The sequence below is a fragment of the Martelella mediterranea DSM 17316 genome, from assembly GCF_002043005.1.
Classification (GTDB): Bacteria; Pseudomonadota; Alphaproteobacteria; order Rhizobiales; family Rhizobiaceae; genus Martelella; species Martelella mediterranea.
In genome coordinates, this window is record NZ_CP020330.1 from 3,255,393 (window position 1) to 3,278,941 (window position 23,549).

Annotated in this window: 18 protein-coding genes and 1 pseudogene; 6 read left to right on the plus strand and 13 right to left on the minus strand. The window is 61.0% G+C overall.

All coding sequences use genetic code 11. The features are described 5' to 3' along the window. The first annotated feature begins 15 nt into the window (after positions 1–15). Entirely contained in the window at positions 16–927 is a 912-nt protein-coding gene (locus Mame_RS15215) for an ABC transporter permease (protein ID WP_018066016.1), read from the plus strand. Between the two features lie 110 nt (positions 928–1,037). Continuing rightward, entirely contained in the window at positions 1,038–2,045 is a 1,008-nt protein-coding gene (gene proX / locus Mame_RS15220) for a glycine betaine/L-proline ABC transporter substrate-binding protein ProX (RefSeq protein ID WP_018066015.1), read from the plus strand. Positions 2,046–2,111: 66 nt separating this feature from the next. Here proX and Mame_RS15225 read toward each other — a convergent pair whose 3' ends face one another. The 4 genes and pseudogenes from Mame_RS15225 to Mame_RS27535 all read right to left on the minus strand — a co-directional run. Then, positions 2,112–3,587, minus strand: a complete 1,476-nt coding sequence (locus tag Mame_RS15225) for an MFS transporter (protein ID WP_051085139.1) — start codon at positions 3,585–3,587, stop codon at positions 2,112–2,114. 428 nt (positions 3,588–4,015) lie between these two features. Further along, a complete protein-coding gene (locus Mame_RS15230; protein WP_018066013.1) occupies positions 4,016–5,242 on the minus strand; it encodes an aminotransferase-like domain-containing protein in 1,227 nt (408 codons plus the stop codon). A 174-nt stretch (positions 5,243–5,416) separates the two neighbouring features. After that, positions 5,417–5,704 (minus strand): Lrp/AsnC ligand binding domain-containing protein, encoded by a 288-nt coding sequence (locus tag Mame_RS27340; protein WP_235726841.1) that lies wholly within the window; start codon positions 5,702–5,704, stop codon positions 5,417–5,419. Between the two features lie 75 nt (positions 5,705–5,779). Beyond that, positions 5,780–5,878: pseudogene (locus Mame_RS27535) on the minus strand (AsnC family transcriptional regulator); the annotation flags it as partial. Between the two features lie 89 nt (positions 5,879–5,967). On the opposite strand from Mame_RS27535, the gene Mame_RS15240 reads away from it, so the two are divergent. Further along, on the plus strand, positions 5,968–6,921 hold the full coding sequence (locus Mame_RS15240) for a threonine ammonia-lyase (protein ID WP_026173678.1): 954 nt from the start codon (positions 5,968–5,970) through the stop codon (positions 6,919–6,921). Between the two features lie 81 nt (positions 6,922–7,002). Here the strand turns inward: Mame_RS15240 and ilvC are convergent, their stop codons facing one another. From ilvC to clpP, 7 genes are all read right to left on the minus strand, one after another. After that, positions 7,003–8,022 carry a ketol-acid reductoisomerase gene (ilvC, locus tag Mame_RS15245; RefSeq protein WP_018066010.1) on the minus strand — a complete coding sequence of 340 codons (1,020 nt, stop codon included), beginning with the start codon at positions 8,020–8,022 and terminating at the stop codon, positions 7,003–7,005. Between the two features lie 62 nt (positions 8,023–8,084). Continuing rightward, entirely contained in the window at positions 8,085–8,711 is a 627-nt protein-coding gene (locus tag Mame_RS15250; protein ID WP_018066009.1) for a TetR/AcrR family transcriptional regulator, read from the minus strand. A gap of 485 nt (positions 8,712–9,196) precedes the next feature. Continuing rightward, positions 9,197–13,681, minus strand: coding sequence for a PAS domain-containing protein (locus Mame_RS15255; protein ID WP_018066008.1), 4,485 nt, complete (start codon positions 13,679–13,681; stop codon positions 9,197–9,199). Positions 13,682–13,946: 265 nt separating this feature from the next. After that, complete coding sequence (locus Mame_RS15260) at positions 13,947–14,222, minus strand: HU family DNA-binding protein (protein ID WP_018066007.1); 276 nt, start codon at positions 14,220–14,222, stop codon at positions 13,947–13,949. Positions 14,223–14,429: 207 nt separating this feature from the next. Next, positions 14,430–16,847 carry an endopeptidase La gene (lon, locus tag Mame_RS15265; protein WP_018066006.1) on the minus strand — a complete coding sequence of 806 codons (2,418 nt, stop codon included), beginning with the start codon at positions 16,845–16,847 and terminating at the stop codon, positions 14,430–14,432. Positions 16,848–17,098: 251 nt separating this feature from the next. Beyond that, complete coding sequence (clpX, locus tag Mame_RS15270) at positions 17,099–18,379, minus strand: ATP-dependent Clp protease ATP-binding subunit ClpX (RefSeq protein ID WP_018066005.1); 1,281 nt, start codon at positions 18,377–18,379, stop codon at positions 17,099–17,101. Between the two features lie 327 nt (positions 18,380–18,706). Then, positions 18,707–19,333, minus strand: a complete 627-nt coding sequence (gene clpP, locus Mame_RS15275) for an ATP-dependent Clp endopeptidase proteolytic subunit ClpP (RefSeq protein WP_026173677.1) — start codon at positions 19,331–19,333, stop codon at positions 18,707–18,709. Positions 19,334–19,707: 374 nt separating this feature from the next. Here clpP and Mame_RS15280 point away from each other — a divergent pair, with 374 nt between their 5' ends. Further along, positions 19,708–20,808 carry a GGDEF domain-containing protein gene (locus Mame_RS15280; RefSeq protein ID WP_018066003.1) on the plus strand — a complete coding sequence of 367 codons (1,101 nt, stop codon included), beginning with the start codon at positions 19,708–19,710 and terminating at the stop codon, positions 20,806–20,808. A 69-nt stretch (positions 20,809–20,877) separates the two neighbouring features. On the opposite strand, the gene Mame_RS15285 is transcribed toward Mame_RS15280, so the two are convergent. After that, positions 20,878–22,161 (minus strand): O-acetylhomoserine aminocarboxypropyltransferase, encoded by a 1,284-nt coding sequence (locus Mame_RS15285; protein ID WP_018066002.1) that lies wholly within the window; start codon positions 22,159–22,161, stop codon positions 20,878–20,880. A gap of 119 nt (positions 22,162–22,280) precedes the next feature. On the opposite strand from Mame_RS15285, the gene Mame_RS15290 reads away from it, so the two are divergent. Then, a complete protein-coding gene (locus tag Mame_RS15290; RefSeq protein ID WP_018066001.1) occupies positions 22,281–22,640 on the plus strand; it encodes a DUF6455 family protein in 360 nt (119 codons plus the stop codon). A 3-nt stretch (positions 22,641–22,643) separates the two neighbouring features. On the opposite strand, the gene Mame_RS15295 is transcribed toward Mame_RS15290, so the two are convergent. Then, the gene (locus Mame_RS15295; RefSeq protein ID WP_051085136.1) at positions 22,644–23,075 is read right to left on the minus strand and encodes a CoA-binding protein; all 432 of its coding nucleotides are present in this window, start codon (positions 23,073–23,075) and stop codon (positions 22,644–22,646) included. Between the two features lie 67 nt (positions 23,076–23,142). On the opposite strand from Mame_RS15295, the gene Mame_RS15300 reads away from it, so the two are divergent. Beyond that, positions 23,143–23,502, plus strand: coding sequence for a hypothetical protein (locus tag Mame_RS15300; protein WP_026173676.1), 360 nt, complete (start codon positions 23,143–23,145; stop codon positions 23,500–23,502). Positions 23,503–23,549 lie beyond the last annotated feature (47 nt).

The window sequence follows — 23,549 nt, forward strand, 5'->3', positions numbered from 1 at the left end:
AGAGGGAGTTAGACCATGTTTGATCCATCACAGTATTTCACCATTCCCTTCGACGCCTGGATAAACGACTTCGTCCGCGGCTTTCTGGTGCCGAATTTCCGGCCGTTCTTCCGCGCGCTTCAGGTGCCGGTCAACCAGGTCCTGATGGCGCTGGACAGCTTCCTGGCCTTTATACCGATGCTGGTGCTGACGGCGGTGTTCGCGCTGCTCGCCTGGCGCATCGTCGGCAAGACCATGGCAATCGTCACGATCGTCGGCTTCCTGTTCGTCGATCTCATCGGGCTGTGGCCGGAAACGATGACGACGCTTGCCATGATCCTGACCTCGGTGATCTTCTGCACCGTCATCGGCGTACCGGTCGGCATTCTCGTCGCCCGCAGCGATATGATGTGGAAGATCGTAAGGCCGATCCTCGACGTGATGCAGACGGTTCCAAGCTTCGTTTATCTCGTTCCGATCGTTATGCTGTTCGGTGTCGGCATGGCGCCGGGCATCATCGCCACCATCATCTTCGCGCTGCCGCCGATCATCCGCATGACCAATCTCGGCATCCGCAATGTGCGCACCGATCTGATCGAGGCATCGGAGGCTTTCGGCGCCACCTATTCGCAGACGCTGTTCGAAGTTCAGCTCCCGCTTGCCATGAGAACCATCATGGCGGGGTTGAATCAGACGCTCATGTTGGCCATGTCAATGGTTGTCATCGCAGCGCTTATCGGCGCGGGCGGCCTCGGACAGGTCGTCAACACGGGCCTTGGCCGGCTCGATGTCGGCGGCGCGACCGCCGGCGGCGTCGGCATCGTGGTCCTTGCGATCGTGCTCGACCGCATCACCCAGGGCCTTGTCGAGCCATCAGATCCCAACCGGATGACATTCCGTCAGGCGTTGGGTACGCTTTTCAGCGGTCAGAAAAAGGCCGCCGAATAAAACGAAGGCGTCCATCCGGACGCTTTCCAAAAGGGATCTCCAATCCCGTCGCCAAGGCGGTTGCCTGCAACAGGGCAAGCGCCGCAACACGAAGAAACGGAGAAACGCTCATGAACAACAATCTCACCAAACTGACCGCCGCCCTTATGCTTGGCGCCGCCAGCATCGTACCGGCCACTGCCGCCTTCGCGCAGGAACCCGGCGATGGCAAGACCATCAAGATGGCGCAGGCCGACTGGGATACCGGCTGGTTCCAGGCCGAAATCTACAAGCAGATGTTCGAGGATCTCGGCTACAGCGTAACCGGCCCGATGACGCTCGGCGCGTCCGCCTTCTATCAGGCCGTCTCGCAGGGCGATGTTGACCTCTGGGTCAATGGCTGGTTCCCGCTGCACGAAACCTACAAGCCGACCTTCGAAGGCAAGGCCAAGGTTGATGGCGCGGTCGCCAAGGGCGGCGCGCTGCAGGGCTACCTCGTCGACAAGGCGGCGATTGAAGAATTCGACATCAAGACGCTTGACGACTTCAAGCGCCCGGAAGTCAAGGAAGCCTTCGACCGCAATGGCGACGGCAAGGCCGATCTCGTCGCCTGCCCGCCCGGCTGGGGCTGCGAGCTGACGATTTCGAAGCACATGGAAGAGTTCGACCTGGGTGACGACATCAACCCGATCAAGGCTGGCTACTCCGCTTCGATGGCCGATGCGATCGCCGCCTACCAGAACGGCGAGCACATCCTGTTCTACACCTGGACCCCGAACTGGACCGTTGATCAGCTTTCGCCGGGCAAGGACGTGATGTGGATCGAAGTGCCGCAGAAGGAAGGCGTAGAGCTGCCGGCTCCGGCCAAGGGTCTCGACACCTGCGTCGCCGATCCGTGCTACATGGGCTTTGTCGCCAACGACATCGTTCCGGTCGTCAATGACGACTTCATCGCCGACAACCCGGCCGTCGATGCGCTTCTCAACGAAGTATCGATCCCGCTGGCAGACATCTTCGCCCAGAACTCGAAGATGAACAATGGCGACGACGACGTCCAGGCGCAGGCCACCGAGTGGATCAAGAACAACCAGGACATGGTTGACGGTTGGCTCGAAAAGGCCCGCGAAGCCGCCGGCTGATCGTTCTTAACGACTGAAATGAGGAGCCCCGGTCTTTCTGCCGGGGCTCTTTTTTATGCGTGAAACTCAGGAAGCGTCGAGGCTGATACCCTTGGTCTCGATGCGGAAGAAGAAGGTCACCAATGCGCCGACAAGCGAGGTGGCCACGAGGGCGTAGAGCAGCGCCGTTGTGCCGATATCGGCGAGAAGAACCGGAAACAGAAAGGCCGTGAGGCAGGCCCCGATCTTGGCGAAGGAGGCCGCGAAACCCGCCCCCGTTCCCCTTATCCGCGTCGGAAAAACCTCCCCGGCGATCAGATAGGTCTGGGCGTTGGGGCCGAGATTGGTCATGAAATTGAACAGCATGAAGCCGGTAAAGATTAGCGCGGTCTGCGTCACCCCGCTATAGGCTCCGGCCTGGGCGGCGATAAACAGGCCAGCGGCGCAGCCGACAAAGCCGAACACCTGCAACCTGATCCGCCCGATCCGGTCGGCAAGCAGGACGGCTGCGACAATGCCGACCAAGAGAAGCACGTCCAGCAGGGCCGTGCCCTTGGCGGCGATCAGGTCGTTATGCACGAGATCGGCGATGTTCTGGGCATGCTGGCGCTGGTGCCCCACGGTGGCTGCAAGGATCGTCGGCGTGAAGATGCCGATGCCATAGGTGCCGAGGTCCTGCAGGAACCATGGCACGGATGCCAGGATCAGCGCCCTGCGGTTCTGCTTCTGAAACAGGCCGCGATAGCCGGTCGCATGCGGCCTCTCACCATGCTTTTCCCGCCGGCCGTTGATGGAGATCGTCTTCGGGTAGAGCGGATTGCGGCGCAGCAGCTTCTGCAGTTCCGTTTCCGCGGCGCGCTCCCGGCCGCTGACGGCCAGCCAGTGCGGGCTTTCCGGAATGAAGAACCGGCCGGCGAACACCGCAAGCGCCGGAATGATCGCGCAGCCATACATCCAGCGCCATGCCCCGACCGACGGGTCCAGCGTGAGGATGATATAGCCGAGCACCGTGCCGAACAGCGCGCCGACAGCCTGAAACCCGAAGGCGGAAAGCACGAGCCCTCCGCGGGTGCGCGACGGCGTGCTTTCCGAAATCACCAGATGGGCCGTTGGGTAATCGCAGCCAAGCGCGAGCCCCATGCCTAACAGGCAGACGATCAGCCATGAGAAGTTCGGCGTGAACACGATCATAGCCAGAAAGGCTATGAAAAGACCGATCTCGAAGATGAACACCCGCTTGCGACCGAAACGATCCGAAAGGCTGCCAAGCGCACTCGCGCCGATCAGAATGCCGAACAGCGAGGCCGAGCCGACCATACCGTGCTGGACGGCATTGAGGCCGAATTCCTTCGCGATCAGCGGCATGGCGACGCCGGTCATGAAAACCACAAGGCCCTCGAAGAACTTGCCGGCGACCGAAAGGCTCCAGATTCGCCATTGCATCGCCGTCATCTGCGGCGCCGGCGCTGCCGTGCCATCCGCCCAATACGGGTGCTCGTCGATATAATGCTGGACGCTGTGGCCATCGGCCTCGGTCCGCATTTCCTTGTCTACCACGTTCATCACAATCCCTTCCGTGCCGGTCGCAAACTCCTGCGACAACAGTCCTAGTGACGTCGGTTGAGATTTTGATGACAATACCCGAAATACGGGCCCTGGATTGGAGATCGAACTGCCGAGAGAATAAATTGAAAAAGAAAAGAGGCCCGACGTTGAACGCCGGGCCTCTCCTGGTTGCTGACAAAGCAACGAGCTTTGACCATCATTTGTTGTCGCCCTTCTTTCTTGAGTCATGCTCGGACTTGATCCGAGCATCCAGACGGCTTAAGTCGCTGAATTTGCGAAGATTTATAACGAGATTTTGCCGGGCGGCCTGGATCCTCGGGTCAAGCCCAAGGATGACCCGGAATGGGAGGCAAGGTTGTCAACGAAAAGAGGCCCGACGCTGAACGCCGGGCCTCTGTCTAAACGTTTTTTTCCGGCTACCCTTGTCAGGCCGCGGCTGCGAGTTCGCTGCCGATCAGCGCGCCGAGCCGGCGCATGCCCTCGTCGATCGCGGCGGGCGCAGAGCAGGAGAACGACAGGCGGAGGTGGTTCTTGCCGCTGCCATCCGCGAAAAAAGCATTGCCGGGCACGAAGGCCACCTTGGCTTCCTTCAGCGATTCCTTGAGCAGCGCGGCGCTGTCGATATGTTCCGGCAGCGTCACCCAGACAAACATCCCGCCCTGCGGCCTGGTCCAGCTTACGCCATCGGGCATATGCCTGGCGAGCGAATCCAGCATGGCGTCGCGGCGCTCACGATAGACGGCGATGATCTTTTCCGCCTGAGCGTCGAAGCCGGCTTCGGCGACGCGCGCGACGGCCATCTGGTTGATCGTCGGCGAGTGCAGGTCGGCGGCCTGCTTTGCCAGCACCAGACGCCGGATGACCGGCCGTGCCGCGCAGACCCAGCCGACGCGCAGGCCCGGAGACAGCGTTTTGGAGAAGCTGCCGCAATAGAGCGTGCGGGTATTCTCGATGCCGCCGGAGCGCGCGCAGTCCATCGCAAGCAGCGTCTGCTGGCGCTCGCCGTCATAGCGCAATGCCCGGTAGGCGGCATCCTCGATCACGGCGATATCCAGCGCATCGGCGATATCGAGCAGTTTCTCGCGCTCCATCGGCGTCAGGCATTCACCGGTCGGGTTGGCGAAGTCGGCCGAGAGATAGGCGAATTTCACCCGGCTTCCGGCTTCGCTTGCGGCGTTGGCATAATCTTCCGGCGCGGTGTTGCGGGAGAGGTCTAGCCTGTCATAGCGCGGCTCATAGGCATTGAAGGCCTGCAGCGCGCCGAGATAGGTCGGCCACTGCACCAGCGCGGTATCGCCGGGCGAGAGCAGGAGCTTGCCGAGATAATCCAGCGCCTGCTGCGAGCCCGAGGTGATGAAGATATTGCCGATATCGGCGTTTATGCCGCGGGCGTTCATGCGCTGCACGATCCATTCGCGCAGGCGCGGATAGCCTTCGCTGACGGAATATTGCAGCGCCTGCCCGGCTTCCGAACTGCCGAGAATATCGGAATAGGCCTTCTGGAAATCGGCCGCCGGAAACAGCGCGGGATCAGGAATGCCGCCGGCGAACGAAATGATGTCCGGCTGGTCGAGCAGCTTCAGCAGTTCGCGGATTTCAGAGGCGCCCATCCGTTTGGCGCGTGTGGCGTAAATCGCTTCCCAGTCAAGCATGGGGGTTTCCTCAAACGTCTTTTTTGTGCCGGGAAGATCAACACAGCACGGGATTTAAGTCAATAATGCTGACCTATTTTTCAGCAATAAATGCGCTGGCAACGACGCATTGGCGTAATTTTCGTTCTCTGCAACCAAGAACCCCGTAATTTTATGCCGGCTACCCTAAATCAGTTACTCATAAACCGGCAATCGCAGCGAGTGCTTGATGGTCTTGAGCGAGACCATGCTCTTGTATTTTCGCACCACCGATTGCTGCTCACGCATCAGCCTGTCGATAAAGGCGTTGTATTCCGCCAGATCCCGCACCACCACCAGCAGCACATAGTCGGCGTCGCCGGTCACATACCAGCAGGATTGAACCTCGACCGCGCTGTCGAGCCATTTCTGAAACTGGTCCAGGGTGTGGCGATACTCATTTTCGATCTCGAGCTCGACCAGAATGGAAAGATTTCTGTCCACCGCCTTCGGGCTCACCACAGCGACGATGCGGTCGATGACGCCTTGCCGCTTCAGGCGGGCAATCCGACGCTCAACAGCCGAAGTCGAAAGGTTGACGCCCTCGGCGATCGCCTTGGCAGGCAGGTCCGCGTTGTCCTGAAGCAGAAAAAGAATGCTGCGATCAATCTCATCTATGGCGTATTATCCCCCTTTAGCGCGGTTTTTCCGCGTCATTACTTCAGACAAAGCGGTTTCAAGGTAAGTCATAGGGGTATCATCTGCGCATGACAAAGCAAACAAGACCTTCAGCCGCCCGCATCGAAGACGCCTTGAAGCGTATCGATCCGATATTCCTCAACTCGCCGCTGTTGCGGACGCAGACGCCAGGCTTCTTGCTCCTCGCCAAGGATGAGACCACAAATCCCATCCTGAGCTTCAAGGGCCGCGGCACCAGCAATTTTGTTGCTTGCCTAAAGCCAGATGCTCCGCCGCTGGTCACCGCCTCAGCCGGGAATTTCGGCCAGGGGCTCGCCTACAATGCCGCCCGCACTGGTCGGGCGCTCACCGTCTTCGCCAGTATCAACGCCAATCCGCGCAAGATCGAGGCAATGCGCCGTTTCGGCGCGGAGGTCATTCTCGAGGGCGAGGATTTCGATGCGGCCAAGGCGGCAGCAAAGGCCTACGCGAAAGCCAACGCCCTGCTTTTCGTCGAAGACGGCGCATCCGCCGCCATCGCGGAGGGCGCCGGTACGATCGCAGCGGAACTGACGAGGGAGGCCGATGACATAGACGCCATTTTCGTTCCCTTGGGCAACGGAGCGCTCGCCGCCGGTATCGGCTGCTGGTTCAAGGCACGGTCGCCAAAAACACGAGTGGTTGCCGTCGCCGCAAAAAACGCCCCCTGCATGGCGTTGTCCTTCGAATCTGGAAAGCCGGTTTCAACGGCTTCGGCAGACACGATCGCGGACGGCATCGCGATTCGCGAGCCGGTCCCCGAAGCCGTCGAATGGCTGCAGGACACCATCGACGAAGTGGTTCTGGTGGATGATGAGGCGATATTGGCCGCCATGCGGTTTGCACGACAAAGCTGGAACCGACTTGTGGAACCTGCAGGCGCTGCCGGTTTGGCTGCCGCACTTCTTCAGGCGGACCGGCTGAAAGGCAAATGCGTGGCCACAGCATTGTGCGGGGGAAACCTGACCGATGCCCAGATCGCTTCATGGTTTCCGGAAGACTGACAAAACCGAGCGGGCACCAGTAAAAAAAGCCGGAGGGCGGCAACCCTCCGGCTTCATAGTCACAGCGCAAATGCGACGCGCTTAGTTGCGCTCTTTGTCGACCAGCGCGCCCTTCTTGATCCAGGGCATCATGCCGCGCAGCTTTTCGCCGACTTCCTCGATCTGGTGGTGGTCGTTGACGCGGCGGGTGGCCTTGAAGCGGGCGGCGCCCGAATGCCATTCCTGCATCCACTCGCTGGTGAAGCGGCCGGTCTGAATGTCCTTCAGCACGCGCTTCATCTCGGCCTTGGTCTCTTCGGTGATGATCCGCGGACCGGTGACATATTCGCCCCACTCGGCCGTGTTCGAGATCGAGTAGTTCATGTTGGCGATGCCGCCTTCATAGATCAGGTCGACGATCAGCTTCACTTCGTGCAGGCACTCGAAATAGGCCATTTCCGGGGCGTAGCCGCCCTCGACCAGGGTTTCGAAACCGGCGCGGATGAGCTCGACCAGGCCGCCGCACAGAACCACCTGCTCGCCGAAAAGGTCGGTTTCGCACTCTTCCTGGAACGTGGTCTCGATGATGCCCGAGCGACCGCCGCCAACGCCGGACGCATAGGACAGCGCAACGTCAAGCGCGTTGCCGGACGCATCCTGGTGCACAGCGACGAGGCAGGGAACGCCGCCGCCCTTCTGGTATTCGCCGCGCACGGTGTGGCCGGGGCCCTTCGGCGCGATCATGATGACGTCAACGGTCTTCTTGGGCTCGATCAGGCCGAAATGAACGTTGAGGCCGTGGGCAAACGCGATCGCCGCGCCGTCGCGGATGTTGGGCGCGATCTCGCTGTTGTAGATGCCGGCCTGCAATTCGTCGGGCGTCGCCATCATCATCAGGTCGGCCCAGGCGGCGGCATCAGCCACGGTCTTGACCTCGAAGCCGTCGGCTTCGGCCTTCTTGACGGTGGAGGAGCCTTCGCGCAGCGCGATGACGACATTCTCCGCGCCGCTGTCCTTCAGGTTCAGCGCATGGGCGCGGCCCTGCGAGCCATAGCCGATGATCGCGACCTTGCGGCCCTTGACGAGATTGAGATCAGCATCCTGATCGTAGTAAACACGCATTGTCTTTCCTTCCCTTGACAACCTGTCCTTTTGATCCGCCGCTCGAAGAAAACGGCGTCAATTCATTTGGCCGCGTAAAGCAGCCAGAAACGTTCAACCGCACGCTCGGCGCGCCGCTGGAACATGCCGCGGTCGGCGGCCTCGCCCAGAAGCTGGCGCACATGGCTGTCGCCGACGATCAGCCCGTAGAGCACGCGGTAAGCCTCGTCGCCATTGTCGAACAGCAGCACGCCGGAGCGTCTTCCGTCTTCCAGCAGCGCGCGGGCGCGCTGGTCGATCTGCGCCCTGCCCCGCTCCAGAAGCATGCGGCCGAGCTTTTGTCCATCCCGCGTCACCCGGCCGATCGCCAGCCGGTTCAGCGCCAGCGAGACATCGCCGGAGAGCACTTCCAGCAGATCCTGTCCGAATGTCTGGAGATGCCGCTTGAGTTCGTCGCCATCAAGGCGATGGCCGGCGCTTTCGAACGTGCGCACCTTGCTGGCCTGATAGGCGACCATGGCCGCGAGCAGACCGTCGCGGTCACCGAACCATTTGTAGAGGCTTTCCTTGGAGCAGCTTGCCGCGCGTGCGATCCCCGCCGTGGTCACGGATTTCTCGCCGCCCTCAACCAGAAGCCGCAGCGCCTGCTCGAGCACCGCCTGCTGGCGGGGCGAAAAATGGGCCTCGATATCGGTGTCGTCGGTCAACAAAAGGCTCTCTCGACTGGAGCATGGGCGATTGGACAACCGCGCCGAATGCTCCAGCTTCTTTCTTTCGGCGCGGCGGGTTAACGAAAAACCGGAGTCCGTTTTTCTGCCCGACGCACCAGGTAACGTACGGTACGGTACCTAGTGCAACAGATTTCAGCCGCGGTCAAGCGTTTTGATGACCCGGAACGCTGCCTGCCCACTGCAAGGCTATCGCTTATCACTTTGTCGCATAGCCTCCCAATCTTCTCGCCCCGGAGGGGAGAGATGTCGCGACAGCGACAGTGAGGGGGGAGTCTATCCCCGGGGACGGCCTCACAGCTCTGGGACGCTGCTTCCACCCTCACTGCCCCTTTCGGGGCATCTCTCCCGCCAGCGGGAGAGAGTATTGGGAGCAAGCTGCCACGCCATATGCGATACCCCCTGCAGTCTACCCTGATGATGCCGAGGAGCTCCATCCACCGTCGCAATCCCGGAGCCCGGCGCGCCTATAGCTTCAGCCCGGCCGCCGGCTCAGGAAGGTGATAGGCATAGCCTTGCGCCAGATCGACGCCCATGTCTCTCAGCCGCGCGGCGATCTTGTCATCGGAGACATATTCGGCGACCGTCTGGATGTTCAGGACCCGCGCCATCTCCACGAAGCACCGGATCGTCGCCTCGTCGACGGGATGGGTCAGCAGCCCCTGGGCAAACTGGCCGTCGATCTTGAGAAAATCGATGGAGAAGCGTTTGAGGTAGCTGAAGGACGAGGAGCCCGCGCCGAAATCGTCGAGCGCGATCATCACGCCGCGATCACGCAGCGCCCGAATGAATTCCATGGCCTCGGCCATGTTGGAGATCACGGATGTCTCGGTGATTTCCAGGCACAGGCTGCGGCGCACCGCCTCGCTTGCCCCATCAAGCAATTCCAAAGCGAAACGGTGGAACCCGCGGTCGCCGACCGACTGGCCCGAGACATTCACCGACACGACGCTCTGTGGCCCGGCGCCGGCAGACTGCATCCATTCCAGAGCGTGGGCAAGCACCCAGCGATCTATCCGGGTTGCGAGATTGAAGCGCTCGGAGGCCGGCAGAAAGGCGCTTGGCGGAATAACGCCGCCATTCTCGTCGATCATGCGCAGCAGAAGTTCGACATGGGTCTTGCCGCCCGTTCCGGAAAACGGGACGATCTTCTGGGCATAAAGCACAAAGCCGTCTTCCTCCAGCGCCTCCTCTATGCGGGTGACCCAGCTTGTCTGGCCGACCAGGGATCTCACGGCCTCGTCATAGTCTCTCCAGACATGGACCCGGTTGCGCCCCTCCTCCTTGGCCGCATAACAGGCGGCATCCGCCTCCTGAAGGATCGTCGCGACGCTGGCCGCGGCATCATTGATCCTCGCAAGGCCGATACTGGCGCCGATCCGGTAGTGCTTGCCCTCATGAACCAGAACGAAATCGGCAACCGCATCGCAGATTTTCTGGGCGATGTTCTGGGCGATATCGATGGGACAGTTTTCGATGATCGCGGCGAACTCATCGCCACCGAGACGCGCGAGAGCGTCATTCGCCCGGATCACGCCCTGGATCAGCCGGCTGATCTTGATCAGCAACTCGTCGCCAACGGCATGGCCGCAACTGTCATTGACGATCTTGAACCGGTCGAGATCGATGAACAGCAGGGCCGAATCGGGGCCGCCGGCACGGGCCGCGTCGAGGGTCTTGTACATCCGCCGCTCGAATTCCGACCGGTTGATGAGGCCGGTGAGCTGATCATGGCTGGCGCGATAGGACATTTCACGCGCCAGCCGCCTCTGCTCGCTGACATCGTGAAACACCAGGACGGCGCCAAGGACCTCGCCCTCCCCGTTCCGGATCGGGGCGCAGGAATCCTCGATCGCGAACGCCCGTCCGTCGCGCGAAATCAGGAGCGTATCCTCCGACAGCCCGACCACCTGGCGCAATTCCAGGCAGGTGCGGATCGGATCCATTGCCGGTTCGCGACTTTCTTCGTGGATGATGCTGAAAACGCGGTGGGACGGCTCGCCCTCGGCATCGGCCGTGGACCATCCCGTCATGTGCTCGGCGATCGGGTTCAGCCAGCGGATCGTGCCGTCGGCATTCGCCGTGATAACGGCGTCCCCGATCGAATCCAGCGTGACCCGCATCAACTCGTGCTGCTCCCCGAGGTCGAGAGCCAGTTGCCGCTCCTCCGTGACATCCCAAGTCACGCCGATGAACCGGTCCGGACCGCCATCGACGCCGCGCACCAGACGCGCCGAGCCATGCAGATGATGGACCGAGCCATCCGGCCAGACGACCCGGTATTCCTCGTCCATCAGGTCGTCGTTCTCGATAGCGCGCCTGACGGCACCCGACACGCGCGCGGCATCCTCTTCATGGGTGTTGCGTTCCCAGACTTCGAGCAGCGGCGGGCTGGTGTCCGGTGACAGGCCATAGAGGCGGTACATGCCCGCATCCCAGCTTGCCTCGTTGGTGGAGAGGTTTATCTCCCATATGCCGATGCCGCCATTGTCGGCGGCGATCGCCATGCGCTCCGCGTTCAAGAGCCGCTCGGCCTCCCGTTCCTTCTGCCGGGTGATATCGGTATGGGTGCCGATCATGCGCAGCGGCCGGCCCTCGTCATCGCGTTCGGTGACCAGCCCGCGGTCGAGGATCCATATCCATCGGCCGTCCTTGTGGCGCATCCGGAACTGTTCCTCGAAGATCGGCGCCTCGCCGCGAACATGGGCCGCATCCGCCGCCAGCGCCCGGTCCATATCGTCGGGATGGATAAAGGATTGCCAGGCGGTTCCGCTGTCGGTCACCTCTTCACGGGTATAGCCGATCAGTTCGCACCAGATATCGGAGTAATTCGTCTTGCCGGTAACGAGGTCGGCGTCCCATATGCCGATCCGTCCGGTTTCCGTCGCCACCGAAAACAGCCGGTTGACCTCCTCCAACGCCTTTCGCTGGGCCACTGCCTCGCTGATATCCTGAAACGTGCCGACCATTCGGACCACCCGACCATTGGCGTATTCCGCCGAGCCAACGGCGCGGACCCAGAGCAGCTTTCCTCTCGCGGTGATAAGCTGCAGTTCCAGATCCCACCCCTCGCCTGTCGCGATGCATTTTTCAACCGCCGCCATAATGAGCGCTTGCGAATCCGGCGCATAGAAATTGATCGCCGTGTCGAGCTGAGGTTCGTAATCCGGTTCGACGTCGTGAATCCGGCAGGTCTCTTTCGACCAGCGCAACCGGCCTTCGACAAGGTCCAACTCCCAGCCGCCGACGCCTGCCACCTGGCCCGTGCGGTCGAGAAGCTCCTTGCTCAGGCGAAGCTCCTCTTCCCTGCGCTTCTGCACCGTAATGTCCACGTGGATGCCGAACATCCATTCCGGCCGTCCATCGCTTCGACGCGCAAGCACGCGACCGCGCGTGGCGATCCATATCCACTGACCGTCCTTGTGCCTTATGCGCAGTTCGGCCTCGAAATCATTGGTCTCGCCGTTGAAATGCGCGTCAATCCGGGCGTCAAGCAGCGGCCGGTCATCGGGATGAATCCGGTCCCGGAAGGCGTCGATCGTGACCGGCGCGAGCTCCTTCAGCGTATAGCCGAGCATGGCCGCCCATTCGTCATTCACACGGTTTTCGCCGGTGATGACGTTCCACTCCCAGGTGCCTGCACCCGTGCCCTCGATGATCTGGCCGAGCCTGCGTCTTTCGGCGCGCAGCGCCATTTCGATCTGCCGGCGATAGGTGACGTTCTCGACAATGCCGATTGACCGCAGCACTTCTCCTGATGCCCCGCGCTCGATCACGGCCGAAAGCAGCACCTCGATCACCGCGCCGGAACGGGTGGTCATCTGCGCCTCGACATCCTCGTAGTATCCTTCGCTCGCAAGCGCCGGCAGCAATTCGGTGCGGAAACGCCGCGCTGATGACCCCGGCATGAAATCCGCGAGAGGCCGACCGAGCACGTCCTCCCGGCAATAGCCCATCACCTCCAGCCAGCGGTCGCTGACGCTCAAAAGCCGGCCGTCAGGGTCGACCGCGTGAAGCATCGCCGGCGTGGACTGATAGAGCCGGCGCAGCCGCTGCTCCGCTTGCGAAAGCTCGTTCTGCGTCGCCAGGATATCGGAAATATCGCGGATGATTTCGGTGGCGCCGACAATATCGCCGTCTTCGGAAACCACCGGACCGATCGACACGGAGACCGGAATGGCCGACCCGTCCCTGTGCCTGCGTTCCGTGCGGATCGTGCGGGCATTGCCGAGTTCCCTCAGCCGCGAATACGGGTCGTAGGCGGCTGTATCGTCGCCCGCCATGATGCCGGCCGAAGCGCCCAGGGCCTCATCAGCCGCATAGCCGAACATTCGCTCGGCGGCCCTGTTCCACCGGGTGATTCGGCCGCCCATATCCATGGTGACGATCGCATCCTCGCTGTTTTGCAGGATCGATTGCGTCTCGGCCGCGGCGGCCAGCAGTTCGTTCTCATGCAGGAACGCCCGGCGCATTTCCAGCGCCCTAGCCGTCGCTTCCGCGAGATGGGACAGAATCTGCCGCTGCTCGTCGGAAAGGCTGCGCGCTTCCATATCGATGACGCAGAGAGAGCCGACATTCTCACCGCCGGACAGCTTGAGGGGCACGCCGGCGTAAAAGCGGATCCCGGGGTCACCCGTAACGAAGGGGTTAGCCGCGAAGCGCTCATCCTTGCGGGCATCGCCAACCTCAAGAAGACCGTCACCTTCAATCGCGTAAGTGCAGAACGACAGGCGCCGCTCGGTCTCCACCAGACCTTCGAGGCCGACATTCGCCTTGAACCACTGCCGATCCCTGTCGATCAACGAAATCAGGGATACGGGCGTGCCGCAAACCAATGCCGCCGCCCTGGCGAGCGCATCGAACTCCGCCTCCGGCTGCGTGTCGATCACCTCGAGCTTGCGCAGCGCCGCGAGACGCTTCTCCTCCGCATTTGGCTTCAGGGGGCTATTCAATGGCGCTCGTCCTGATACCGGTAAGATACTCTATGACATTTTAGCATAGCATGAAAAACGTTCTCCGTAACACGTCCAGACCCAGGCCCGGACATCTACGGCCTCGCTTCATGATATGAAGCGCAAAGCAAATTTTTCAACCAGGCAAGGTCTGACCGGACCAAACGGCGATGAACGCTGCCGCAATACGTAAGTTTATACTAACTAAATTACATATAAAAAAACCCGGAACGCGAGGCTCCGGGTTTTTCGCCTAACAGCGAGATCAGGAGTTGCAAGCTTCCTTGAGGCCCTTGCCGGCCGTGAACTTCGGAACGTTGCGCGCCGGGATATCAACTTCCGCGCCCGTCGAAGGGTTGCGGCCCTTGCGCGCGGCGCTGTGGGATACCGTGAAGGCGCCAAAGCCGGCGAGACGGACTTCGCCGCCATTCTTCAGTTCGCCCTGAACGGCGTCGAATACAGCGTCTACAGCGGAGGCCGCGTCGGTCTTCGACAGGCCAGCCTTTTCAGCTACGGATGCTACGAGTTCACTCTTGTTCATGTTTCCACCCTTTCTCAAATGGTTCGAAACGAGGTCTTGTCTCAGGGGTTTAGTTACACTCCACCAAAGCCCGCTGCAATTCAAAAGCCTTGCGTGGCAGGGAATTGCAAGGGGTTTGGGGCATTTTGCACGCAAAAGGCCGGTTGAAAACCGGCCTCCTGCGCCCCTTTTCCACAGGAGCCCGTGAAAAGTGGCAATTGTTCGACCTCAATGGGCCACGGATTTGACCGAGTCGCCTTCCGATTCATCGCTCGAAATCGCGACCGGATCAGCTTCCGGGTCCCACTCGATGGGCTTCGGAACCTCCAGCAAGGCGTGCTGAAGCACCTCGCCCATGCGCGATACCGGCACGATTTCGAGACCGTTCTTGACGTTGTCCGGGATGTCCGGCAGGTCCTTGGCGTTCTCTTCCGGGATCAGCACCTTGGTGATGCCGGCGCGCAGCGCCGCAAGCAGCTTTTCCTTCAGCCCGCCGATCGGCAGAACCCGACCGCGCAGCGTGATCTCGCCCGTCATCGCCACGTTCTTGTGGATCGGAATTCCGGTCATGACCGAGACGATGGCCGTGGCCATGGCGACGCCGGCAGACGGACCGTCCTTGGGCGTGGCGCCTTCCGGAACGTGGACGTGAATGTCGTACTTGTCGAACATAGGCGGCTTGATTCCGAAGTCGACGGCGCGCGAGCGGACATAGGAGGCCGCCGCCGAAATCGATTCCTTCATCACGTCGCGCAGGTTGCCGGTAACGGTCATGCGACCCTTGCCCGGCATCATCACGCCCTCGATCGTCAGCAGTTCGCCGCCGACTTCCGTCCACGCCAGGCCGGTAACAATGCCGACCTGATCGTCGCCTTCCGCCTCGCCGTGGCGATAGCGCTGGACGCCGAGATAGTCGTGCAGATTGTCCGCGGTGATATGGACCTCGGTCTTGTCGCCCTTGACGATTTCGGTCACGGCCTTGCGGGCGAGCTTCATCAACTCGCGCTCGAGGCTGCGCACGCCCGCCTCGCGGGTGTACTGCTGGATCGTGCGGATCAGCGCACCGTCATCGACCGAGAACTCCTCGGGCTTGAGCGCATGCTCGCGGATCGCCTTCGGCAGAAGGTGACGGCGGGCGATCTCCAGCTTCTCGTCCTCGGTGTAGCCGGCGATGCGGATGATCTCCATACGGTCCATCAGCGGGCCCGGAATATCGAGCGTGTTCGCCGTGGTGATGAACATCACGTTCGACAGATCGTATTCGACCTCGAGATAGTGGTCCATGAACGTCGCATTCTGTTCCGGATCCAGCACCTCAAGCAGGGCCGACGACGGATCGCCGCGGAAATCGGCGCCCATCTTGTCGATTTCGTCGAGCAGGAACAGAGGATTGCTCTTGCCGACCTTCTTCATCGACTGGATGATCTTGCCGGGCATCGAACCGATATAGGTCCTGCGGTGACCGCGGATTTCGGCCTCGTCACGCACGCCGCCAAGCGCCATGCGCACATATTCGCGGCCGGTCGCCTTGGCGATCGACTGGGCGAGCGAGGTCTTGCCCACGCCGGGCGGGCCGACGAGGCACAGGATCGGGCCCTTGAGCTTCTTGGCGCGCGCCTGCACGGCGAGATACTCGACCACGCGTTCCTTGACCTTTTCGAGACCGAAGTGATCTTCCTCCAGCACCTTCTCGGCCGCCTTCAGATCACGCTTGATCTTCGACTTCGAGTTCCAGGGCAGACCGGTCAGCCAGTCGAGGTAATTGCGGACCACGGTCGATTCGGCCGACATCGGGCTCATATTGCGCAGCTTCTTCATCTCCGCGTCGGCCTTTTCACGGGCCTCCTTGGAGAGCTTGGTGTTCTTGATGCGCTCTTCGAGCTCGGCCATTTCGTCGCGGCCGTCCTCGCCCTCGCCGAGTTCCTTCTGAATGGCCTTCATCTGCTCATTCAGATAATACTCGCGCTGGGTCTTCTCCATCTGCCGCTTGACGCGGGTGCGGATGCGCTTTTCGACCTGAAGGACGGAGATTTCGCCTTCCATGAAGCCGAGCGCCTTTTCCAGGCGGCTCTTGACGCTGGTGGTTTCCAGCATTTCCTGCTTCTCGGTCAGCTTGATCGCGAGATGCGAGGCCACCGTGTCGGCAAGCTTCGAGTAGTCCTCGATCTGGCCGGCGGCGCCGACAACCTCGGGCGAAACCTTCTTGTTCAGCTTCACATAATTCTCGAACTCGGATACCACCGAGCGCGAAAGCGCCTCGATTTCGACCGCGTCTTCTTCCGGCTCGGCCAGCACGCTGGCATTGGCTTCGTAGAAGTCGTTCTCCAGACGGACATCGTCGATCTGCGCACGCGCCTTGCCCTCGACCAGAACCTTGACGGTTCCGTCGGGCAGTTTCAGCAATTGCAGGACGTTGGCGATGGTGCCAATGCGATACAGCGCATCGGGTTCCGGATCGTCATCGCCGGCATTGATCTGGGTGACGAGCATGATCTGGCGATCGGCGTTCATCACTTCTTCCAGCGCGCGGATGGACTTCTCGCGGCCGACGAACAGCGGAACGATCATGTGGGGGAAAACCACGATGTCACGCAAGGGCAACACGGGATAAGCGGCGGCTTCCGCTGCTGGCGCGTTCTGCGTCATGTCTTTTTCCTTTCCGACCGCCCGGAGGAAGACCGGGCAGTATTGACGGGCCGTTGGGAGCAACCCGTTGATTTCTTCTCGATTGTTGCGGAACAAGTGGCGCTTTGAAAGATCGATTTCAAGCTGTACCGCGAATTCGGCGGAACAAACCGGCAATCCGCGCCGTTTCGTGCCGGATGCGCCCTGAAACGACGCGGGCAGGACGATGAAACCGCCCTGCCCGCGCCAGATATAGTCAGAGTATGCCTGCCTCAGGCCGAGGCATTGGCCTTGTCGCCCGAGCGATTCTCATAAATGTAGAGCGGCTGCGCCGTTCCTTCGACCACCTCGTCCGAGATCACCACCTCGCGAACGCCCTTCATGGCCGGCAGTTCGAACATGGTGTCGAGCAGGATCTTCTCCATGATCGAGCGCAGGCCGCGCGCGCCGGTCTTGCGTTCGATCGCGCGGCGCGCAATGGCGAGCAGCGCGTCCTCGTGGAATGTCAGCTCGACATCCTCCATTTCGAACAGCCGCTGATACTGCTTAACCAGAGCATTCTTCGGCTCGGTCAGGATCTGCATCAGCGCCGCTTCATCAAGGTCTTCCAGCGTCGCGATCACCGGCAGACGGCCGATGAATTCGGGGATCAGCCCGAACTTGACCAGGTCCTCCGGCTCCAGTTCGCGCAGCACATCGCCGACGCGACGGTCATCGGCGGCCTTGACCGATGCGCCGAAGCCGATCGAGGTGCGCTCGCCGCGCGCCGAGATGACCTTGTCGAGGCCAGCGAACGCGCCGCCGCACAGGAACAGGATGTTGGTGGTGTCGACCTGCAGGAATTCCTGCTGCGGATGCTTGCGCCCGCCCTGCGGCGGCACGGAGGCAACGGTGCCTTCCATGATCTTCAAGAGCGCCTGCTGAACGCCTTCGCCCGAAACGTCACGGGTAATCGAAGGGTTGTCGGACTTGCGCGAAATCTTGTCGACCTCGTCGATATAGACGATGCCGCGCTGGGCGCGCTCGACATTGTAATCGGCCGACTGCAGCAGTTTCAGGATGATGTTCTCGACATCCTCGCCGACATAGCCGGCTTCCGTCAGCGTCGTCGCATCCGCCATGGTGAACGGCACGTCGATGATGCGGGCGAGCGTCTGGGCAAGATAGGTCTTGCCGCAGCCGGTCGGGCCGACCAGCAGGATATTGGACTTCGAAAGCTCGATCTCGCCGCCGCCCTTGGAGGCATGGGCCAGCCGCTTGTAGTGGTTGTGGACCGCCACCGACAGGATTCGCTTGGCGTGGTTCTGTCCGATCACATACTCGTCCAGAACCTCCATGATCTCCTGCGGCGTGGGCACGCCGTCGCTCGACTTCACCATCGAGGTCTTGTTTTCCTCGCGGATGATGTCCATGCACAGCTCGACGCATTCATCGCAGATGAAAACCGTCGGGCCAGCGATCAGCTTACGGACTTCGTGCTGACTCTTTCCGCAAAAGGAACAATAGAGCGTGTTCTTCGAGTCACCGCCATTGTTACCGCCGACTTTGCTCATTATCACTTCCTTCCAGTAAGCCGCCCGCCTTGAACGGCCACTATCATATTCGCTTTCTGCCGCCCTGAAGAACGCTCGCAAAACAAAAGGGCAACAACACGACGGGTCATGCCCGCTTCCAGACCATGCCGTCAAGCCGGCCCTGTTACGCATTACGATGTCGTAACAGCTTCGGTTTGCCATACTATTAACGGCTTCAACGGCGGATAAAACCCCAAAAGCGTCGACCGGCGCGATTTGCATAGCGCGATTGCAACTCTGCGACATCGCGTGGCCCCGTCAAAGGCGGCCATCCGACCGATAATATCGACCGAATGGAGCCGATGCTCAGTTCGCGCCTTCGATTTCGCTGCGCGAGGTCATGACCTTGTCGATCAGGCCCCAGTCCTGCGCTTCGCCGGCGTCCATGAAATGGTCACGATCGAGCGTGGTTTCAACTTCCTCGTAGGTCTTGCCGCAGTGCCGGACATAAACCTCGTTGAGCTTGCGCTTCATCTTGATGATGTCGCGGGCGTGGCGCTCGATGTCGGATGCCTGGCCCTGGAACCCGCCCGAGGGCTGGTGAACCATGATGCGCGCATTCGGCGTGGCAAAGCGCATGCCCTTTTCGCCGGCGGCCAGTAGCAGCGAGCCCATGGACGCGGCCTGGCCGACGCAAAGCGTCGACACGGCCGGACGGATGAACTGCATGGTGTCATAGATCGCCATGCCCGCCGTCACCACGCCGCCCGGCGAGTTGATGTAGAGCGCGATTTCCTTCTTCGGGTTTTCCGCTTCGAGGAACAGGAGCTGCGCGCAGATGAGCGACGCCAGATGGTCCTCGACCGGGCCGGTCAGGAAGATGATCCGCTCCTTCAGGAGGCGCGAATAGATGTCATAGGATCGTTCGCCGCGATTGGTCTGCTCCACGACCATGGGTACGAGGGCCATCGCGGTGTCTACGGGATTTGTCATGGCTTTCCTTCGGGCGCTGATCGCCGCCGGTCTCATTCGAATCTTTTCGTCTTCCCCTACATAGAGTGCCACACCTTGTCACTTCAAGAGATGGTTTGCGTCCGGCGCGACTGGTTTTCGGCGGAGAAGGTCCTTTTGTTCCCGTTTCAATTGTGTAAAACTTCACAAACTATCGCATTAAATCGTTTAGCACCAAAAATGGGTCAGGGCATATCTGGAGGATGGGTTGCACCCCCGCTATGCTCAGGTCCCGCATTGCAGATATTCGGGATTTCGATTTGCCCTATAACCTGACCGCAGTCATAGCCTGGTCAGCGGACAGCTTGCTTCTGGCCGCCTTTCTGCTTCCTCTCTGGTTGCGGAATCGGACACGTATGTATGTGCTTTACTGGGTGTTCGCCCTGCTTGCCCAGGGGATCGGCCTCGCGCTCCTTACGGTTGCCGGCCGGGACGATTTGCGTCTGATCGGAATGATAGCGTTCACAGGTCTCATCGGCGCCCGCGCGCTTTCGACCGCGGGGCTTCTCAGCCTTTGCGGCGAAGACCGGCCCGCCGCCTTCACCTCGGTGATCGTCGCGCTCTGGTTCGCTGCCGTCGTCGTCAGCAGGCTTGCCGGATTTGATAGCGTTGCCAATGTCGCCAGTTTTTACATCGCGGCCTTTACGGTCGCGATTTACGGCTTCTATTTCATGGCGAAGAACCTGCACGCGCTCAAAGGGCCATTTCGCCAGTCGCTGATGGCGATCTTCGTCGTTGAGGCCCTTACCTGCCTTGCCTTGCTCAGCGCCTACAATCTGCAGCAAGAACCGCCTTCGCTTGGTAGCGCGACCACCTCGGTTGCACTGATAACCGGTTTCGTGCTGTTCTCCCTGAAAGGCTTCCTCGCCGTCTGGCTGACGGTCGAGCGGCTGGAAAGCGACCTGCGCGACCTCGCCTTCAGCGATCCGCTCACCGGTGTCCTGAACCGGCGTGGCGTCGTCGATGAAATCGAGAAGATGTCCCAGCGCTCCGCCAAATCGGACCAGTTCGCGTTTTTCTCTCTCGATCTCGATGATTTCAAGAGCATCAACGACGTTCATGGCCACAATGCGGGCGACAGGGCCCTGGTAAACTTCACGCATGTGGTGCGCCAATGCCTGCGTGAAAGGGACATATTCGGCCGGACGGGTGGGGAGGAGTTCGCGATCTTCACGCGGGTGACCGATCGAAACACCGCCGGCCAGATCGCGGAGCGGATCAGATCGACGCTGGAAGCCACCACGTTTCACGAGGACGGTCACGAGCTGAGGATGACCGTCAGCATCGGCGTCACGCTGATGCGCGGCCGCATCGGCAATATCGAATCCATGCTCAGCGAGGCCGACCGCGCGCTCTACCAGGCCAAGGGCGACGGACGCAATCGCATCGTGTTCTATGACGGCCCCACGCCGCAACCCGCACAATCCGCCGATCGTGAGGTCGCGCTGGCCGTTTAGCGGCGACAGCCCAGTAGCATTCGAGCTTCGCTATGGGCGGCGCTCAGCGCCGCCCATCACCCAATCGACTCAGATCTTGCTCAGAGCCTGTTCAAGATCGGCGATGATGTCATTGACATCCTCGATGCCGATCGACAGCCGCACCACATCCGGACCTGCGCCGGCGGCAACCTGCTGTTCTGGCGTAAGCTGTGCATGGGTTGTGGATGCAGGGTGGATAACCAGTGATTTGGTGTCGCCGATATTGGCGAGATGCGAGAACAGTTCGAGCCCGCCGACAAAGGTCTTGCCAGCCTCGTAGCCGCCCTTGAGACCGAAGGTGAAGACGGCCCCTGCCCCCTTGGGCGCGTAGCGCTGCTGAAGCCCGTGATTGGGATCATCCTCCAGCCCGCAATAGCTGACCCAGGACACTTTGTCCGACTGCTTCAGCCATTTGGCGACGGCGAGCGCATTGTCGCAATGGCGCTGCATGCGCAGCGGCAGGGTTTCGATGCCGGTCGCGATCATGAACGCGTTGAACGGCGAGATCGCGGGACCGAGATCGCGTAGGCTCAACACGCGTGCGCCGAGCGCGAAGGCAAGGTTGCCGAAGGCTTCGTGGATCACCAGGCCGCCATATTCGCTGCGCGGCTCCGACAGCATCGGATACTTGCCGGACTTCGACCAGTCGAACGTGCCGCCATCGACCAGGATGCCGCCCATGGAATTGCCGTGGCCGCCAAGGAACTTCGTCAGCGAATGCACGACGATATCCGCGCCATGGGCAAGCGGGCGCACCAGATAGGGCGTCGCCATGGTGTTGTCGACGATCAGCGGCAGGCCGTGGTCATGCGCGACCTTGGCGATCGCCTCGATATCCACGAAGGTGCCGCCGGGATTGGCAAGGCTCTCGATGAAGATCGCCTTGGTGCGATCGTCGATCTGGGAGGCGAAGCTGTCGAGATCGCCGGAATCGGCCCAGCGCACCTGCCAGCCGAAATTCTCGAAGGAATGGCCGAACTGGTTGATCGAACCGCCATAGAGACGACGCGCCGCGACGAAATTGTCGCCGGGCTGCATCAGCATGTGGAAGGTCAGGAGCTGGGCGGCATGGCCGGAGGCAACCGCGAGCGCCGCCGAACCGCCTTCAAGCGCTGCGACGCGCTCTTCCAACACGGCCGTGGTCGGGTTCATGATGCGGGTATAGATATTGCCGAATTCCCTGAGCCCGAACAGCGCCGCGGCGTGATCGGAATCGTTGAAGACGAACGAGGTCGTCTGGTAGATCGGCGTCGCCCGCGCATTCGTTGCGCTGTCCGGCGCGGCGCCTGCGTGGATCGAGAGCGTCGAAAATCCCGGTTCCCGGTTTTCCATGATCAGTTCCTTCCCTGTGTTCTTCCCCGGCCGAAAGCACCCCTCCGGCTTTTTGATCGGGATCAATGCTGTCTTTTATACAGGTGTCAGTATCGCTGTCGACAACGCGGAGAACAGCAATGGATTTTTTGATTGAAGGCCTTGCGGGAACCGATAATGGCGCACACGGGCGGCATCGCGCAAATACGATCTTCCCCGCGATCTCCACGGCGCAATTCGCCTTCGCCGAGCCGCGTGACGCCGCGGAAATGACCGAAATGATGAAGGCGCTCAACATCGATCCGGTCGAGGCGGAATTCCAGTATCGCCGGCTCTATTACGGCATGGAGGCCAATTGCGCCGGCTGCCGCGACAAGGACCGCTGCCGCGCCGATCTCGCAAGCAATACCGCCGCGGAGAACTTCCGCGACTACTGCGACAACGAGGCTTTGCTGAACGAGATGCGTGCGGACCCGGAGATGCTACGCGCGGACGGCTGATCGTCAGGCGCCGATCAGGCGCGGATATTCGATTGCCGGACATCGGTCCATGATGACAGTCAGACCACGCGCACGCGCTCGCTCGGCAGCGGCATCGTCACGGATATCGAGTTGCATCCAGACGACCCGCGGCAGCGGCGAGAGTGTCAGCGCCTCATCCACCACGCCGCCGACGAAAGCCGAGGCGCGAAAGATATCGACCATGTCGATTGTGCCCGGAATATCGGAGAGGCTGCCATAGACGGTCTCGCCGTGGATCGTCTTGCCGGCAAGACCCGGATTGACCGGCACGAGCTCATAGCCCTTGGACATCAGAAAACCCATCACCCGATGGCTGGGCCGCTCCGGCTTGGGGGACGCGCCGACGAGGGCGATGCGTCGCACCGACTTCAGGACATCGATAATAATTGAATCGTCCATTTTAAGTTGTACCATGATGAAACAATTCCTCTAGATGCGGGTTATCAAGACAATCAGGGAGGCCCTTGCGGGTTTGGAGTTCATGAAAACTTTCATCGCGGCCGGTATGCTTCTGGCCTCAGTCGGGATAGCGGGCGCGCAGGAACCGATAAATCGATACGACATTCAGGACATGACCTGCAATCAGGTTCAGTCTATCCTGCGCCAGCAGGGCGCGGCAATCCTGCGCTATCCCTCGCCAAACGGCAATGGCCGCATCCTCTATGACCGCTATGTCGACAGCCCCGCCGTCTGCTTCGCGGAACTGGGCCATGCGGTCCAGCGCGTGGTCCCGACCAAGGACACCAATGCCTGTCCGACGCTGTCCTGCAAGCCAGGTCCGCCCGAGTGCGACAACGGCATTATGGGCTTCGACATGTTCGGCTGCATGGACGACAACTGAGCCGGCTCAAATCGTTTTTGGACGAGCCAAACGAAAAACCCCCGGAA